12 protein-coding genes are annotated in these 16,117 nt (G+C 71.5%); 7 read left to right on the top strand and 5 right to left on the bottom strand.

The window, feature by feature from the left end:
- The first annotated feature begins 6 nt into the window (after positions 1-6).
- Entirely contained in the window at positions 7-981 is a 975-nt protein-coding gene (locus AB0C01_RS11950) for an alpha/beta fold hydrolase (protein WP_357571024.1), read from the top strand.
- A gap of 207 nt (positions 982-1,188) precedes the next feature.
- Entirely contained in the window at positions 1,189-1,890 is a 702-nt protein-coding gene (araD, locus tag AB0C01_RS11945; protein ID WP_357571023.1) for an L-ribulose-5-phosphate 4-epimerase AraD, read from the top strand.
- A gap of 69 nt (positions 1,891-1,959) precedes the next feature.
- Here the strand turns inward: araD and AB0C01_RS11940 are convergent, their stop codons facing one another.
- Positions 1,960-3,063 carry an aldo/keto reductase gene (locus AB0C01_RS11940; protein WP_357249939.1) on the bottom strand — a complete coding sequence of 368 codons (1,104 nt, stop codon included), beginning with the start codon at positions 3,061-3,063 and terminating at the stop codon, positions 1,960-1,962.
- Positions 3,064-3,192: 129 nt separating this feature from the next.
- Between AB0C01_RS11940 and AB0C01_RS11935 the strand changes: the two genes are divergently transcribed.
- From AB0C01_RS11935 to AB0C01_RS11925, 3 genes are all read left to right on the top strand, one after another.
- On the top strand, positions 3,193-3,795 hold the full coding sequence (locus tag AB0C01_RS11935; protein ID WP_357571022.1) for a TetR/AcrR family transcriptional regulator: 603 nt from the start codon (positions 3,193-3,195) through the stop codon (positions 3,793-3,795).
- 12 nt (positions 3,796-3,807) lie between these two features.
- Positions 3,808-4,545, top strand: a complete 738-nt coding sequence (locus AB0C01_RS11930) for an alpha/beta hydrolase (protein ID WP_357571021.1) — start codon at positions 3,808-3,810, stop codon at positions 4,543-4,545.
- A gap of 237 nt (positions 4,546-4,782) precedes the next feature.
- Entirely contained in the window at positions 4,783-6,453 is a 1,671-nt protein-coding gene (locus AB0C01_RS11925; protein ID WP_357571019.1) for an ABC-F family ATP-binding cassette domain-containing protein, read from the top strand.
- Between the two features lie 70 nt (positions 6,454-6,523).
- Here AB0C01_RS11925 and AB0C01_RS11920 read toward each other — a convergent pair whose 3' ends face one another.
- The 4 genes from AB0C01_RS11920 to AB0C01_RS11905 form a co-directional block, all read right to left on the bottom strand.
- The gene (locus AB0C01_RS11920) at positions 6,524-7,153 is read right to left on the bottom strand and encodes a DUF305 domain-containing protein (RefSeq protein WP_357571017.1); all 630 of its coding nucleotides are present in this window, start codon (positions 7,151-7,153) and stop codon (positions 6,524-6,526) included.
- Between the two features lie 71 nt (positions 7,154-7,224).
- Complete coding sequence (locus tag AB0C01_RS11915; RefSeq protein WP_357249924.1) at positions 7,225-8,118, bottom strand: DUF1996 domain-containing protein; 894 nt, start codon at positions 8,116-8,118, stop codon at positions 7,225-7,227.
- 252 nt (positions 8,119-8,370) lie between these two features.
- Entirely contained in the window at positions 8,371-9,033 is a 663-nt protein-coding gene (locus AB0C01_RS11910) for a C39 family peptidase (protein ID WP_357571016.1), read from the bottom strand.
- Between the two features lie 718 nt (positions 9,034-9,751).
- Positions 9,752-11,635, bottom strand: a complete 1,884-nt coding sequence (locus tag AB0C01_RS11905) for a Xaa-Pro dipeptidyl-peptidase (protein WP_357571015.1) — start codon at positions 11,633-11,635, stop codon at positions 9,752-9,754.
- 330 nt (positions 11,636-11,965) lie between these two features.
- Here AB0C01_RS11905 and AB0C01_RS11900 point away from each other — a divergent pair, with 330 nt between their 5' ends.
- Both AB0C01_RS11900 and AB0C01_RS11895 read left to right on the top strand, forming a co-directional pair.
- On the top strand, positions 11,966-15,316 hold the full coding sequence (locus AB0C01_RS11900; RefSeq protein WP_357571014.1) for a S8 family peptidase: 3,351 nt from the start codon (positions 11,966-11,968) through the stop codon (positions 15,314-15,316).
- Positions 15,317-15,457: 141 nt separating this feature from the next.
- Positions 15,458-16,114: a DUF998 domain-containing protein gene (locus tag AB0C01_RS11895; protein WP_357571013.1), complete on the top strand. Its 657-nt coding sequence runs from the start codon at positions 15,458-15,460 to the stop codon at positions 16,112-16,114.
- Positions 16,115-16,117 lie beyond the last annotated feature (3 nt).

Here is a 16,117-nt window from a genome sequence, read left to right as displayed (position 1 = left end):
CGGGGCATGCCGGAGATCATCGCCCTCGCCCTCGGTGGGTTGGCGCTGGTCGCCGGGCTGTATCTCTGGCCACCGCGCCGCCGTGGGCTGCGCGTCGCACCGTCGCCACCGCTCGACTTCGACACCGCCATCCGCGCCGCCGAGGCCATCATCGCCGCCGAGACGGCGGATCCAGCGGTCCGGCCGGAATCGCGGAGCCGCCTGCTGAGCCACGGCTCCCGTACCGGCCGGGTCGTTCTGCTGCTGCACGGATACACCCTCGCGCCCGAGCAGTACGACGGGCTGGCCGAGGAGTTCTTCGACCGCGGGTACAACGTCTGGATTCCGCGGGCTCCGCGCCACGGGACCGTCGACGAGCGGGCCCACCACCGGGTCGAGGCCGACGAGCTGACGACGTACGCCGCCCGGGCGCTGGCCGTCGCGGCGGGCCTCGGCGACGAGGTGGGCATCGTGGGGATCTCCGGCGGCGCGGTGCTGGCTGCCTGGCTGGCCCAGGTGCCGGGCGACGTCGTACGGCATCTGCTGTTGCTGTCGCCTTTCTTCGGCCCGGACCCGCGTCAGGCGCCGGCCTTCGCGGTCCGACCGCTCATCACGCTGTACGGGCGGCGCCTCCTCCCGGATCGCGTCACGTCACGCGGCTACTCGCTCTCCGCCGTCACCCAGTACCTGACGATCGCGCGTAGTCTCCCGAATCCGCCGCGCCGGACCGGTCTGCGGACCGCCGCGGTCGCCGTCAGTCCGCTCGACGGTGTGGTGGACCTCGCCAGGGCGGTGACCGTGCCCCGCCGGATCGCCGACGCGAACGCGATTCCGCTGCGGGTCTGCACCCTGCCCGAGGCGCTGGGCGTCGGCCACAACATCCTCGACCTCGCCGCGCTGGGCACGGAGGGATCCGAGCTGCGCCGGCGGTACGTCGCGCTCTACGAGGACGATCCGGCGCCGACGCCCGGACTCACCCCGGCGGCCCGCGTCGACGAGTGACGTCCCCCGCGCGCTGTCGCGCCGGCGTCTAAACTGCGCCCGTGTCGTGCCCCGTGCGGGCGCGTCACCCCTACCCGGCATGGCGCTCCCGCTATTGACCGGGCAGGATGTTAGCGCTAACGTGCCGCGCTACCGCATCGCGTGGCGGCGGATGCCACCCCCACCCGAAAGGCGTCACCTGCAATGAGTACGGCCGGATCAACCGACTTGCGCGCCGCAGTCCTCGCCGCGAACCGCCTCATCGCCTCGGCCGGCCTGGCCGCGCTGACCTGGGGCAACGTGAGCGGGGTCGACCGCGAGGCAGGCATCTACGTCATCAAGCCCTCCGGCGTGGCGTACCAGGACCTCACGGCCGACCTCCTGGTCCCGGTGGATCTGGAGACCGGGCAGGTCGTCGCCGGAGAGCTGCGGCCCTCCGTCGACAGCGAGACGCACCGCGCGTTCTACCTGCACTGGCCGTCCGTCGGCGGGGTGACCCACACCCACTCGACGAACGCCGTCGCCTTCGCCCAGGCCGGACGGGACGTGCCGGTGCTCGGCACCACGCATGCCGACACCTTTGCCGGCCCGATCCGGGTGACCCGCGACCTGACGGCCGAGGAGTGCGCCCACGACTACGAGTTCAACACCGCCCGGGCGATCATCGAACTGATCGGGGGAGAGGCCGAGGCGCTGGCCAACCCCGTCGCCCTCGCCGCCAACCACGGCCCCTTCACCTGGGCGAAGGACCCGCTCAAGTCGGTGGAGAACGCGATCGTCTGCGAGGCGGTCGCGGAGATGGCCATGAAGACGCTGTCGCTGAACGCCGCGGCGGCCGCGCCCCAGTGGCTGCTGGACCGCCACTTCACCCGCAAGCACGGCGCCGGCGCCTACTACGGCAACCAGCTTCCCGAGCAGAGCCGGCCGTGACCGTCGCCGTGCGGTGACACCGGCGCGGGCGGTCGCCCGTGCCGGTGCTCCGCGCGGTCCGCAGGTCTCTCACGTGGTGGGCTGGGTGGCCCCGTTGAACACCGGCGGGGCGTAACCCGCCGGCTTGTCGCCGATGCCGAGGCCGGGGCTCACCACCCAGGACTGGTACTGCGCCGTGAACATGCCGTACGGCAGCCCGAGGTCCGGGGCGCTGGCCTCGTCGAGTCGGCGACGAGCGTCGGCCGGGATCTCGAAGTCGAGCGCGCCGACGTTGCTGGCGAGCTGCTCGGAGCTGCTCGCCCCGACGATCACCGAGGCGACGGCGGGCTGGGTGGCCACCCAGTTGATCGCGACCTGGGCCATGCTGCGACCCAGGTCGGCGGCCACGCTCTCCAGCGCCTCGATGACCTTCCAGTCGCCGGGGCTGATCTCCCGACCCGCGGCGTCGGGGTTGGTCAACCGCCCGGTCCCGCTCAGGCCCTCGCCGGTCCGCCGGTACTTGCCGCTGAGCAGCCCGCCGCCGATCGGACTCCACGCGGTGAGCCCCATCCCCAGGCTCTGCGCCATCGACACGAACTCCGCCTCGACACCCCGGGTCACCAGGGAGTACGGAAGCTGCACGTTGATCATCGGGGCCAGTCCGTGTGCCTCGGCGTAGCTCTGTGCGCGGGCCGCGTACCAGGCCGGCACGTCGGAGAGCCCGGCGTACCGGATCTTGCCGGCGCGGACCAGGTCGTCGAGGGTGTGCACGACCTCCTCGACCGGGGTGATCCGGTCCCAGGTGTGCACCAGGTACAGGTCGATGTAGTCGGTGCCGAGCCGGCCCAGTGACCCTTCCACGGCCCGCGTGAGGTGCTTGCGGCCGTTGCCGCTGGCGTTCGGGTCGGTCGGGTCGACGGTGTTGGTGGCCTTGCTGGTGAGCACGAGCCGGTCACGGACGCCGGCGCGATCGATCAGACGACCGAGGATCCTCTCGCTCTGCCCGGCGGTGTAGAAGTCCGCCGTGTCGATGAGGTTGCCGCCCGCCTCCAGGTACTGGCGGAAGATCGGCTCTGCCTCCTCCTCGGTCTTGCCGTACGGGGCGTGGAACCCGTCGACGCCGAAGTTCATGGTGCCCAGCGCCAGCCGGCTCACCCGCAGGCCGGACCGCCCGAGCAGGTAGTAGTGGTTCACGGTGGTGCCCTCCCGATCGTGGTGTCGGCCCGGATCGGACCGCGCTCCAGACCCTTGCTCGCCAAATTTGGACCCGCAAGTCCAAAAGTTGAGTAGGGTTGGGTCCGCAGGTCCAGACCAGGAGGTCCCATGACACGGGCGTTGACCCGCAAGGGCGAGGCGACCCGCGCGCGGATCGTCACCGGCGCCGCCGCCGAGGTCCGCGAGCGTGGCGTCGACGAGGTACGCCTGGAGGACGTGCTGGCCCGCACCGGCACCAGCAAGGGCCAGCTCTTCCACTACTTCCCCGACGGCAAGGAGGAGTTGCTGCTCGCGGTGGCCCAGCACGAGGCCGACCAGGTGCTCATCGACCAGGAGCCGATGCTCAGCAACCTGACCTCCTGGCCGGCCTGGCTGGCGTGGCGCGACCGGCTCGTCGAGCGGTACCTCGCGCAGGGCGTGAAGTGCCCGCTCAACGGGTTGCTCGGGCAGACCGGCCGACGCGCGCCGGGCGCGCAGGCGATCGTGACCGGGCTCATGTGGCGCTGGCAGGGGGCGATCACCGAGGGGATCCGGCACATGCAGTCGACCGGCGACATCGCCGCGGACGTGGACGCCGAGCGCGCCGCCGCGGCGCTGCTGGCCGGCATCCAGGGCGGCGTGCTGCTGCTCCTCTCCACCGGCAAGATCGATCACCTGGAGGCGGTTCTCGACCTCACCATCGACTCGCTGCGGGCGAGCGCCCGGACGTAGAAGGGTGAGGTCATGACGGATGACGACCGCGCACCTCTGGTGCTGCTGCACGGCCTCACCTTCGACCGGCGACAGTGGGACCCGGTCCGGCGCGAGCTCGCGGTGATCGATCCTGCCCGGCAGGTCCTCGCCCTCGACCTGCCCGGGCACGGTGACGCACCCCGGCGGCAGTCCTACGGGATGGCGGAGGTGGCCGACGTCGTGCACGAGCAGGTGACCGAGGCGGGCCTCGCCCAGCCGATCGTGGTGGGACATTCGGTCGGTGCGGTGGTCGCCACGACGTACGCGGCCCGGCACCCGGTGCGCGGTGTGGTGAATCTGGACCAGATCCTGTTGCCCGGCCCATTCGGCGTGGCCGTACGCCAGGCCGAGCCCGCACTGCGCGGCCCGGACTGGCGGCAGGTGTGGGACGGCATGCTGGCGGGGATGGGCATCGAGGCGCTGCCGGCCGAGGCACGCGAGATCGTCACCACCGCGACCGATCCCCGACCGGACCTGCTGCTGGGTTACTGGGGTGAGATCCTGAGCGGGTCCGACGAGGGGATCTCCACCGAGCGGCAGCGCGCTCTGCGGTCCATCGGCGAGCGGAGGGTTCCCTACCGGTGGGTGACCTCGTCCGAGCCACCGCCCCGCTATCTGACCTGGCTGACGGATGCCCTGCCGGAGGTCGCGGTGACGGTGCTACCCGGTAGCCACTTCCCGCACCTGGCGGAGCCGGCGACGATCGCCCGGCTGCTGGCGACCGGCTGAGAGGACGATCGGGCGAACGCCAGCCGTGGCCGGGGCCGCTGACGGTGAGCTAATCTCGGACTCCAGTTGCCAGAGATCGGAGCAGGCGTGGCAGGTGACGACGACATCTCCGGGTGAGAGCCCGGACCGGCCGCCGACAGGCGCGTGAACGCGCCACCGTCGCCGCGGCCCCGTCGTCATGCCCTGCTCCCGCCGGGCCACCCGTGTGCGCCCGGATCTGCCTTCTCCGAGGTCCCCATGTCTGTTCGACCTGCTCTCATCGCCCGTGACCTGGTGCGGATCCGCGGCACCCGTCGGGTGCTCGACGGCGTCTCCCTGACCACCGCGCCCGGTCACCGGATCGGCCTGATCGGTGAGAACGGCACCGGCAAAACGACCCTGTTGCGGGTCCTGGCCGGTGTCGACGAACCCGACTCCGGCGCCGTCTCCCGGCCGGCGGAGTGCGGCTTCCTGCACCAGGAGATGCCCTTCACCCCGTCAACGACCATCGCCACGGTCCTCGACGACGCGCTTCGCGAGGCCCGGGCGGACCTCGCCGAGCTGAACCGGATCGGTGTCGCGCTCGCCGACTCGCCGGGGGGCGGCGCGGAGCACGACCGGTTGCTGGCCGCGTACGGCGAAGTTCTGGAGCGGGCGCAGGACCGCGACGCCTGGGACGCCGACCGACGGGCCCGGACGGTGCTCGCCGGCCTCGGTCTCGACGGGATGCCGCACGACCGGACGCTGGCCGCGCTCTCCGGCGGGCAACGCGGCCGCCTCGCCCTCGCGGCGATGCTGATCCGTCGGCCGGCCGCGCTGCTCCTCGACGAGCCCACCAACCACCTGGACGACGGGGCGGCGGCGTTCTGCGAGGACCAGCTTCGGGCCATGCCCGGGGTGGTCGTGGTGGCCAGTCACGACCGGGCCTTCCTGGACGCGGTCTGCACCGACGTCATCGATCTGGACCCGGCGGTCGACGGGCCGGTCCGCCATGGCGGCGGCTACACCGAATACCTGGCGGCCAAGCGCGCCGAGGCGCAACGGTGGCGTCGGCGCTACGACGACGAACAGGCGCTCCTGGCCGAGCTGCGCGATGCCGCCGCCGTGACCGGGCACCAGGTCGCCCACGGCCGCGGCCCTCGCGACAGCGAGAAGATGGGATACGGGCACACGGCCGGCCGCGTGCAGAACCAGATCTCCCGCCGGGTCCGCGCTGCCGCCCGCCGACTGGAGACGCTGGAACGCGACCAGGTCCCCGCGCCGCCGGAGCCGTTGCGTTTCCACGCGCCCGTTCTCGCCAACGGCAACGGCGACGAGCCCATCGTCACGGTGACCGGGCTGGAGGTCCCCGGCCGGCTCGAAGTGGCGCACCTTGACCTCGCGGCCCGTGACCGGCTTCTGGTCAGTGGTCCCAACGGAGCGGGCAAGTCCACTCTGCTCGCCGTCCTGGCCGGTCACCTGACCGGTGCCGGAGTCGTTTGGCGGCGACCGGGTCTACGCGTCGGCCTGCTCGGTCAGGACAGCGTCTTCGAGGATCCGCACCGGACAGCCAGGGAGATCTTCGCCCGCGCGGTCGGGGAAGAACGGGCCGAAGCCGTGCCGCTGTCGTCACTCGGTCTGCTCGCCGCATCGGACCTCGACCGCCCGGTTGCCGACCTGTCCGCCGGGCAGCGTCGTCGGCTCGATCTCGCCGTGCTCGTCGCCGACCCGCCGGAGTTGCTGCTGCTGGATGAGCCGACCAACCATCTCTCGCCGCGACTCTGCGACGAGCTGGAAGAGGCCCTCGGCACCGGACCGGGCGCCGTCGTCGTCGCAAGCCACGACCGGCGGCTCCGCTCCCGCTGGCAAGGCCGCAAGCTCCCCCTCACCGCACCCCACCCCTTCACCGGTGATCAAGAGGTTTGCGTCACGACACGCCGGGCCGGATGACAGAAACCATTCCGGTGCCACGTCGCGGGCTGCGTACCGCTATGGGTTCCATGGCGCTCCCGAGCCGCCATCACGGCCGGTCGAGCCGTCCGAGTCCGGCGAGGTCGGTGTTTCCCGTCCGGATGACCGCCGAGGCCAACGCCGTGGTCGCGGGGTGGGTGCCGACTCGCTGCTCGGCGGCGGCGATCCGGATCGCCTGGTCCAGGTGCGCTCGGACGTGCTGGCCGGCCCGCCGCTGAAACGCGACGCCGGTGGCCGACCGCAACGCGGTCAACTCCTCGTCGGTGACCATGCCCGGCATGTCGTGGCCCTCGTGCGGACTGGTCGCCGGGGCGCCGGACTCGGCAAGCAGCCGTCGAGCCGTACTCAGGTCGGCGTGATGTCCCGTACCGAGCCGAGCGGCGAACGTTCGCCATGCCGGGTCGGTGGTCCGGCTCGACACCAGGTCCAGCACCGGCAGGAGTCGTTCGTTCATCGCCACCGTCAGCTGAAGCCACGCGATGTCGGTGGCGCTGAACGGACCCGCCGAGCCGACGGGTGCGGTAGCGGTCGTCGCGGTGGTTGACGCGGTGGTGGTGGTCGGCCCGGTGGTGGTGGTTGCTGTCGCGGGCTCGGTCGGTGACCCGCCGGTGCAGGCGGTGACGAGCAGTAGCGCCGCGAGGAGCAGGCACCCGGTCGCCCGCCCGGGGATTCCTCGCATCCGGCCTCCTCCCGCCCGGGACGGCGGGCCCGGCGTGACCGGACCCGCCGCCGCGGGATGCGCCTGTCGGCTCAGAGCGGTCGCCCGTCGGCACCGCACTTGATGACGGGACGGATGCAGTCCTGGACCCGCCGGGCCATCTCCGCAACCGGCCAGGCGTTGAAGAAGTCGCCGTGCATCGTGTAGCCCGGCCCGGAGGCCAGCCGGAACCGCGACGGGTCGCCGTTGACCGGGTACCGCAGCACCTGCCGCAACTTCGGCACGTGCACCGGGTGGGTGCTCGGGCAGGCCTGGTTCACCGGGTACGCCAGGTGGCTCTTGTGGTCCGACGAGTCCAGGTCGCGGCCGTTCCAGCATTGCGGGAAGTCCAGGTACGACTCCAGCATCGTGCCGGACGGGCAGTTGACGAAGTTCTTCGACGGCGCCACCTGTCCCGCGTGCAGACACGACCACCGGGCGATGCTGTCGTTCGACCCGGTTGCTTTCGCGTTGCCGGCGACGAGTCGCAGCCCGAGCGGGAACGGCTGGGTGTTCGCGACGACGTCGGAGCGTACGCCCTCGCCCAGGTAGTAGAACGTGGCGATCGCCGGCTCCACCGGGACGTTGTCACGGTAGAGGGTCGGCACCCAGTAGGACGAGACATCCACCCGGGGGTTGCAGGTGGTCTGGGAGTTGACCAGGTCGGGCAGGGTGGTGTTGGCGTTCGTCACCGTGCTGCCGAAGAAGCTGTGCATGTGCGACGCCCCGGGCAGGCCGGGGAAGACGATCGGGTCGTCCGGCAGCCGGTGGCTGTAGGTGCAGTCGGCGGGGAACTCGGCAACCCGGATGGCGTTGGCGACCGGAGCGGCGTCGGCCCGTGCGGTGGTGGAGACGACGTACGTGCCGAGTAGCACCAGTAGAGCGCCGATCGCCGTGGCGAGGCGCAGTCGGCGGCGGTTGCCGGAGAGGGGTGCGGCCCTGTCCATCTCGTGACTCCTGTCGGGGAACGGGTCAGGGTAGCTCCGGCGCCGCCGCCGAAGACGTCGGAGATTGCCCTGGCCGGACTGGTGATGACCGGCGGAGCGTGGAAGAGAGAGCGCTCTCACCGGCCGCCCAAGCCTTACCTCTGCGTCGAAACTTGTCAATACGTACCGCAGTTGGCGGAAATGACGACGCCGAAGGGCCGGTCCCCGGTGGTGGGGTCCGGCCCTTCGGTGTAAGCGGTGGTGGTGTGTGGGTCAGCTGGTGGCGTAGCCGCGGGTGGCGATCCAGTCCGCGAGGTGCTCGATGCTGATCCAGTAGGAGGCGGTGTTCGGGTCGGCGGAGTCGGCGATCTTGACGGTGGTGCCGTTGTCGCGGTAGCCGACGACGCTGATGTAGTGCCCGCCCTCGTAGGAGTGCACACCGCCGTCGGTGTCGGTGCTGGTGCCGGCGATGTTCGCGACCACGGCGCGGCCGTCGTCGACGGTCGTGACGATGTCGGCGCGTAGCCGGTCGGTCTGTGCGGCGTTGGCGTCGGGGCTGCTGATCTCCACGCTGTGGTAGGCGTCGGTCTTGCCGGTTTCCTTGTTCAGGACCGGGGTGATGTCGTTGATGCTGTTGGTGCCGGCCTCGGTGGTGCCCATTTCCTTGGCCATGTCGTCGACGTTGATGTTCTTGCCCTGCACACTCAGGGCGTTTCGGGTGGCGGCGGGGCCGCAGTAGTAGAAGTTCGGCTGCGCCTCGTAGCGCACGCCCAGTTCGCGCTCACCGTGACCCTTACGGTCGTTCTGGGTCTGGGTGGTGGGCTTGTCGGTGCTGGGCGCGGCGAACGCGGTGGTGACGGGTCCGGCGATGGCGCCGCCGGTGAAGGCGAGGCCGGCGGCGGTCAGGGCGGTCTTACGGATCAGATCGGTACGCATGATGGCGTGCTCCTCTGCATCGGGGGTGCCCACACCACACCCGGGGGGTGGGTGATCGTGCGGGAAGTGCGAGGGGGGTTCTTGCCCGGCGACCCGCAGGGGTCGGCGTCGGGACAGGGTGTAACCGTTCGCGGTGGCGGGTCATTCCGCCTCCCACCGGGGGTGGCGCATTCCGCCTGCCCGGGGGTTGGCCGGTGGTGGTGCTCGGCCGTGCGGGGGATGTAACCGGGGCGGCCTGCCGGATGTTCCCGCCGGCTGCCGCGCTCCGCGACCCTGACTGCTGCGGTGGGCTGCCAGGTATAACGACCCCGCCCGGCCACCGATTCCGCCGTGCGGGTGACCCCGACCTCAGGACGCGGGGGGCGAAACCAGACAACCACCTCACCCCGACACCCCCGGAACCGGACATCAGGTCCCCGGCACCCCCACCCCACGCAAGCCACGACGCGCGCACGATCCGGGAGACTGCTGCCTCAGATCGCAGCCGGGCAGCAACGACACCCACCCCATGATCGTGCTCGATCCCGGAAACAGGCCCCTCGCCGTGCGGACGAGACCACTACAACCAGGATCGAGCACGATCATGCAAGGGAACGGCCTGTCGCCGCGACCGGCGACGGCGCCGGGGCGCGCGGCGCGGGGGCGCACGGCGCAACGGCGCAACGGCAGGGGGCAGCCCGAACGCTTCGGACTGCCCCACCTGGGTGCGAGGACGGGATCAGAACCCCAGGACGCTCCGCCCGCCGACCACCGGCAGCCGCAGTTCGCTGTCGTTCGGTGCGACCCGCAGTTCGGTGCCACCCAACGGCAGCAGGGTGTACTCCTGGTCGCTGGAGAAGACGACCACACCGATCCGGTGCCCGGCCGGGAAGATGTAGTCCTTCGGCTCCAGGGTCCACCGGTAGTCGTACAGCTTGCCCTGCTTGACCGGCTCGGTGCGGGCGGCGCTCTTGCGGTTCTGCGGGTCCATCCAGCCCCGGGTCACGACGGTCGGCGCGACGGTCGACCCGGTGGGGCCGTAGTCGACCAGGTACGCGGTGAGGTTCGCGTCCGGCTTGTTGTCGATCGCCATCCGTAGCCGCATCTCCGGGCGTCCGGAGATGCGGACGTCCTGCGTCAGTGCGGGGGAGCGGTAGGCGAGCCGGTTGGCGCTCGCCGTGTCGGGGTTGGCGACCAGGGTGTCCGGGTGGATGGTGCGGCCCTCGTCGACGAAGCTCTGCTCGATTGTGGCCTTCGGTGGCTTGCCCGTGGTGAGCGCGCCCGGGGCGGTGGCGTCGGTGGCGGCGAACCGCAACCCGACCGTACGCGCGGCCGGGTCGGGCCAGTTGGCGTACGTGGTGTAGACGCGGTCCTCGCGCTGGAGCACCGCGGTCGGCTCGTCCATGATGCCGTTGCGCACGTTCCACAGCCAGAAGTCGAACCAGCGGTTCTCGGTCTGCTTGTAGGTCCACGTCTGCCCGCTCGGCAGGGTCACCGACGCGCTGCTGCCCGGCCCGCCGTGCCCGCCCTGGTGCAGCCAGATCTTGCGCGGGACGTCGCGCTTGGCGAGCTGGTCCCACCAGCCGGCGAAGTGCTCGGTCTTGACGTTCCAGTCGTTGAGGCCGTGCACGACGAAGACGCTGGCCTTGACGTTACGGGCGTCGAGATAGTCGCGGTCGCGCCAGAACTTCGAGTAGTCGCCGGTGACCCGGTCCTGCTCCGCGGTGATGGTGGCCAGCTCGTCGGCGCACGGACCCTCGGCCCGGGCCTGCCCGGCGGTGTACTGGGCGAGGATGTCGAGGTCCTCACCCTGGAACGTCCCGGGGGCGACGACCAGACCGTTGGCCCGGTAGTAGTCGTACCAGCTGCTGATGGCGGAGACCGGCACGATGGTCTTGAGTCCCTTGACCCCGGTGGTGGCCACCTGGTTGGGCAGCGTCCCGTTGTAGGAGACGCCGGTCATGCCGACGGCGCCGGTGGTCCAGCCGGCGGTGATCGGGGCGCCGTTGGCGTCGTACCCCTTCGCCCGGCCGTTGAGCCAGTCGATGACCGCCTTGGTGCCGAGCGTCTCGGCCTGGTCGCCGCTGGTGGGGCAGCCGTCGGAGTCGCCGGTGCCGACGCTCTGACCGAGCACCACCGCGTAGCCGCGGGGCACGTAGTAGTCGTCGAGCGAGCCGGGCAGGTTGGCCTTCGCCTGGGCGCGCTGGGTGCCCGCGTCGAGCGCCCGCCGCCCGGACCGGTCGACCAGACCGTTCTGCGGCAGGTCGTCGACCAGCACGCTCGGGTACGGCACGTCGCCCCAGGTGCCCTTGCGGTACGGGCTGTGCTCGAAGATGACCGGCACCTTGAAGCCCTGGGTGGCGGTCTCCCGGGGGCGGGAGATGTCGATCGCCACCCGGTCGAGCCGACCGTCGTGATCGGTGTCGACCGGGGTCTGGACGAACACCCGCTCCTCGATCGCGTCGGCGAGCGAGAACACCGGTTGGGTCATGCCATCGCTGACCACGATGCCGGTGGGCGTGGTGGTCGTGGGCGGGGCCGCGGTCGCGGTGGCGGCTGCGGTCAGGACCAGTGCGCCGGACACGCCGACGCTCAGTAGTGCCAGATGGCGGGGTCGACGCATCCGCGTCTCCCTTCGGTTGGGCTGGGTGCCGGGTCTCGGCAGGAAGCTGTCTCGAAGATCCATTCGTGGTCATGCTAGGTCCGGGCTCGGACCCCGTCGATGCCTTCGGAGGGGGATGTGCGCTTTATTCACAATGTGCTGTTCTGGACGAGGTGGGCGGCAATCGAAACGTCATCGAACCGAGCCGGACGGTGACACGCTGCGGAAATCCGGGCCCCACCAGCGGAAAAACCTGTCGTCGGGAACCTTCGAAGATCACGTACTCGTGCATATGATCTTGCGGGAAGTCGCCCGAAGAGGCGCTTTCGTCCACATTAGACGAGGAGCAGCATGCTCAGGACAACACGGTGGCTGTTGGCCGTCGCCGTCACGGCCACGACGCTGACCGCCCTACCGGGCGGCACGGCCACGGCGGGACCCAGCGGCATCGGCCGGACCGGCCCACCCGCCACCTCGATCGACGGCAAGACCCACACCGTCACCCTGCTGACCGGTGACGTGGTGACCGTCCGCAGCACCGGCTCGGGATGCCCGCACGCCACCGTCCGACCGGCCGACGAGAACGCGGTGATCCGCCAGACCTGTGGCCCCGACGGTCACCTGCACGTCATCCCCGCCCGGGTCGCGTCCCAGATCGGCGCGGTCCTCGACCCCGACCTCTTCGACGTCACCACGCTGATCGCCGACGGGTACGACGACGACAACGCCTCGGAGCTGCCGCTCATCGTGCAGCCCGCCACCGCGACCGCCCGGGTCGCCGCGCTCGGTGACGTACTGCCGCTGCCCAGCATCGGCGCGGTGGCCGGCCGCGTACCCAAGAAGAGCCCGGCCACCGCGAAGCTGGCGACCAACTCGCTGACCGCCGGCGCGAAGAAGGTCTGGCTCGACCGCAAGGTCCGCGCCACCGCGCTGACCGGCGGCGGGCAGCAGCGGGACCTCGACCACAACCTGGGCCAGATCTCCGCACCCGAGGCCTGGAAGTCCGGCTACACCGGCGTCGGCGTCCGGGTCGCGGTGCTCGACACCGGCGCCGACTTCACCCACCCGGACCTGGTCGGCCGGGTCACCGACCGGTCCGACTTCACCGCCGAGGGCGGTGACGCCGTCGACCACAACGGCCACGGTACGCACGTCGCGTCGACGATCGCGGGCACCGGCGCGGCCGCGCACGGGCAGCGTCGCGGCGTGGCGCCGGACGCCAAGCTGGTGATCGGCAAGGTCCTCGACGACCACGGCTCCGGCGCGGACTCCGGGATCATCGCCGGCATGGAGTGGGCCGCCGCCCGAGCCGACGTCATCAACATGAGTCTCGGTGGCACTGACCCGGACGACGGCAACGACCCGCTGTCGCTCGCCGTGGACGGTCTGAGCAAGCAGACCGGCGCGCTGTTCGTCATCGCCGCGGGCAACAGTGGCGGGGCCATCTCGTCGCCCGGCTCCGCCGCCAGCGCCCTGACCGTCGGCGCTGTGGACCGCAACGACAAGCTCGCCGACTTCTCCAGCCGCGGGCCGCTGGTCACCAGCAACGTGGCCAAGCCCGAGCTGGTCGCGCCCGGTGTCGACATTGTCGCCGCGCGGGCCGCCGGCACCAACCTGCAGGACCCGATCGACAAGCACTACGAGGCGATCAGCGGCACCTCGATGGCCAGCCCACACGTCGCGGGCGCCGCCGCGCTGCTCGCCCAGCGGCACCCGGACTGGACCGGTGCGCAGCTCAAGGCGGCCCTGGTCGGCGCCGCCGACCCGCTGACCGGCATCGACGCGTACGCCGTCGGCGCCGGCCGGCTCAACGCGGTCCGCGCCCTCGGTGGCCCGACCAGCAACCAGCCGGTGGTCAATCTCGGCACGTTCGCGTACCCGCAGTCCGGGACCAGCGATGCGACGCTGAGCTGGACCGGCGCGGCCACCCCGGCGACGACGGTCCTCGACCTCGACGTGGCGGTCGTCAACCACGACGGCCAGCCGGTGCCGCGCGGCGCGGCGTCGCTGTCGACGAACCGGGTGACGGTCAGGCGCGGCAGCACCGCCGGGGCGACCCTGCGGGTCAACCGCGCGGCGCTGGCCACCCGGCCGGGCTTCTACCTCGCCACCGTCACCGCCCGCACCGGCCGCAAGGTGGTCGCGACCACGCCGGTGAGCTTCTACGTCGAGCCGCCCAGCTATGACCTGACGATCCACACGAAGCCGTTGTCCGGTCTGAAGGACGGCGCGGAGAGCTGGATCAATCTCGCGATCACCAACCTCACCGACCCGGTGATCTTCGCCGGCGGGGCGGGCGGTGTGCCCGGCGACGACTTCACGCTGCGGGTCCCGGCCGGCCGGTACGCGGTGCTCGGCGCCTCGGTCGCCTACTACGTGGACAGCGACGTGCTGGAGACGACGCTCGTCGGCGAGACCGACCTGACCGTCACCGGCAACCGGAGCGTGACGCTCGACCCGGCGCGCGCCAAGCCGGTGACGGCCACCGTCGACGGCGTCGCCACCACGGCCACCAAGATTGATTTCACGAACGTGCAAACTGCGTCGAACGGTCTGTCCTGGTGGAACCAGATCAGCGGATACGGGACCGCGACGGCCGTGCGAAGTTCCGCACTGCCGAAGCCCGGTGTCGGATCGCTGCGCAGCTGGGCCGCTGTCAACCTCGGCGCACCGGCCGGCACGGCGAAGCCGTATCGCTACAACCTCGTACACGAGTACCCGAACGGTGTGCCGGCCGATCCGGCGTACCGGGTGAACGCGGCGGAGCAGGCGAAACTCGCCCGGATCGAGGAACGGTTCCACCAGGCCGACTCGGAGGGGATGGTCACCCAGCTCATCCGCAGCGGCTTCACACCCGACGGGGTGCCGGTGACGGAGACCCACGAGGGCAACCTGCCGCCGTACCGCACCGACTACCTGTCGCCCGGCTACCTCTGGGCCGACGAGGGCGTCTACGGTGGTCTGTCGGCCCAGGAGGCGCCCCGCAGCTACCAGCCGGGCAGCCGGCAGGCCAAGGTCTGGGCGCGGCAGCCGCTGCACTCCGGCTGGTACGACGACCCGGCCGGCGCCGGCCACAGCTGCGCCACCGCGCCGTCGCGGACCCGGGGCAACCTGCACATCGACCTGGTGACCCTCACCGACCAGCACCAGCGGGCCGACTGCCTGCAGGGCGACTCGATCGGCGTGAACCGCACCCTGTCGTTGTACCGCGACGGCAAGCTCGTCGACGAGCGGAACCGGCCACTCGCCGACTTCACCGTGCCGCAGCGGATGGCGGACTACCGACTGGACCTCGACGTCGACACGAGCCTGATCCTGCCGATCTCGACGAAGGTCAACACCTCCTGGACGTTCCGGTCCGCCGGGCCGGACGGGACGGGGAGCGTGCCGTTGCCGCTGCTCGCGCTGGACTACGCGTTGCCCATGGACACCACCAACCACGTCACCGGCGCGACCGCCGAGTTGGCCGTCCGGCAGGCGCACGGCGTCAAGGCGCAGAGGGTGACGTCGTTCCAGGTCTGGACCTCGACCGACGACGGCGCCACCTGGACGTCGGCCCGGGTCACCGCGAGCGGCGACAGTTACCGGGTCGCCCTGCCGAAGGCCAGCGCCGGGCAGGCCGTCTCGCTGCGGGTGAAGGCCGCCGCGAACGGAGGTAGCGGCATCGACCAGACCATCATCCGGGCGTACCACGCCGGCTGACGGTCACCGCTGCTGGTGCGGCCCGAGCTCACGGCCGGGCCGCACCAGCACCCCGCCGGATTCGCCGCCGGGCAGTGTCGATCCGGGGTGGCCCCGTTCGTCGTGACGGTGAAACGTGACGCCGATCCGAGAGGTACGCCCATGACGTCCCGGACGACCGTCCCCGAGACCCGTCTTCGTCCAACCCGGCTCCTGCTGGGCTGCGGCACGATCGCCGGCGTTCTCTTCCCCGCCCTGTCGTTCGGGCAGGCGTTCACCCGATCCGGATTCGATCTGCGCCGGCACGCGCTGAGCGCGCTCACCCTCGGTGACCTCGGCTGGTTGCAGGTCCTCGCGTTCGCGGGCACCGGCGTGCTGGCCGTCGCCTTCGCGGTGGGCCTGTGGCGGGCACTGCGCCCGGGTCCGGCCGGAACGGTGGTGCCGGTGCTGGTCGGCGTCTACGGGGTGGCGATGGTCGGCGGCGGATTCTTCGTCCCCGATCCCGCGCTCGGCTGGCCGCCCGGTGCCCCGCGTGGGTTGCCCGAGCAGGCCAGCACGGGCAGCATCCTGCACGTGGTGTGCGGCGCGGCCGCGTTCCTGTCGCTCATCGCGGCCGGGCTGCTGATCGCCCGACGCTTCGCGGGCCAGGGCCACCGGGGATGGGCGCTCTACAGCGCGGCCAGCGGTGCCGTCGCGTTCGTGCTCACCGCCCTGCCCTGGAGCGAGGAGAGTGCGAGCATCCGCTTCGCCGTCGGAGCGGTGCTCATCTCCGGCTGGCTCGTCGCGGTGTCCTGGCGGGTACGCGACGAGGTGGCCTGAGGG

Origin of the sequence: Micromonospora sp. NPDC048905 (assembly GCF_040649655.1) — a bacterium.
GTDB lineage: Bacteria > Actinomycetota > Actinomycetes > Mycobacteriales > Micromonosporaceae > Micromonospora.
The sequence above is the reverse complement of the archived record's forward strand: the minus strand, read 5'-3'. Positions and strand labels throughout refer to the sequence as shown.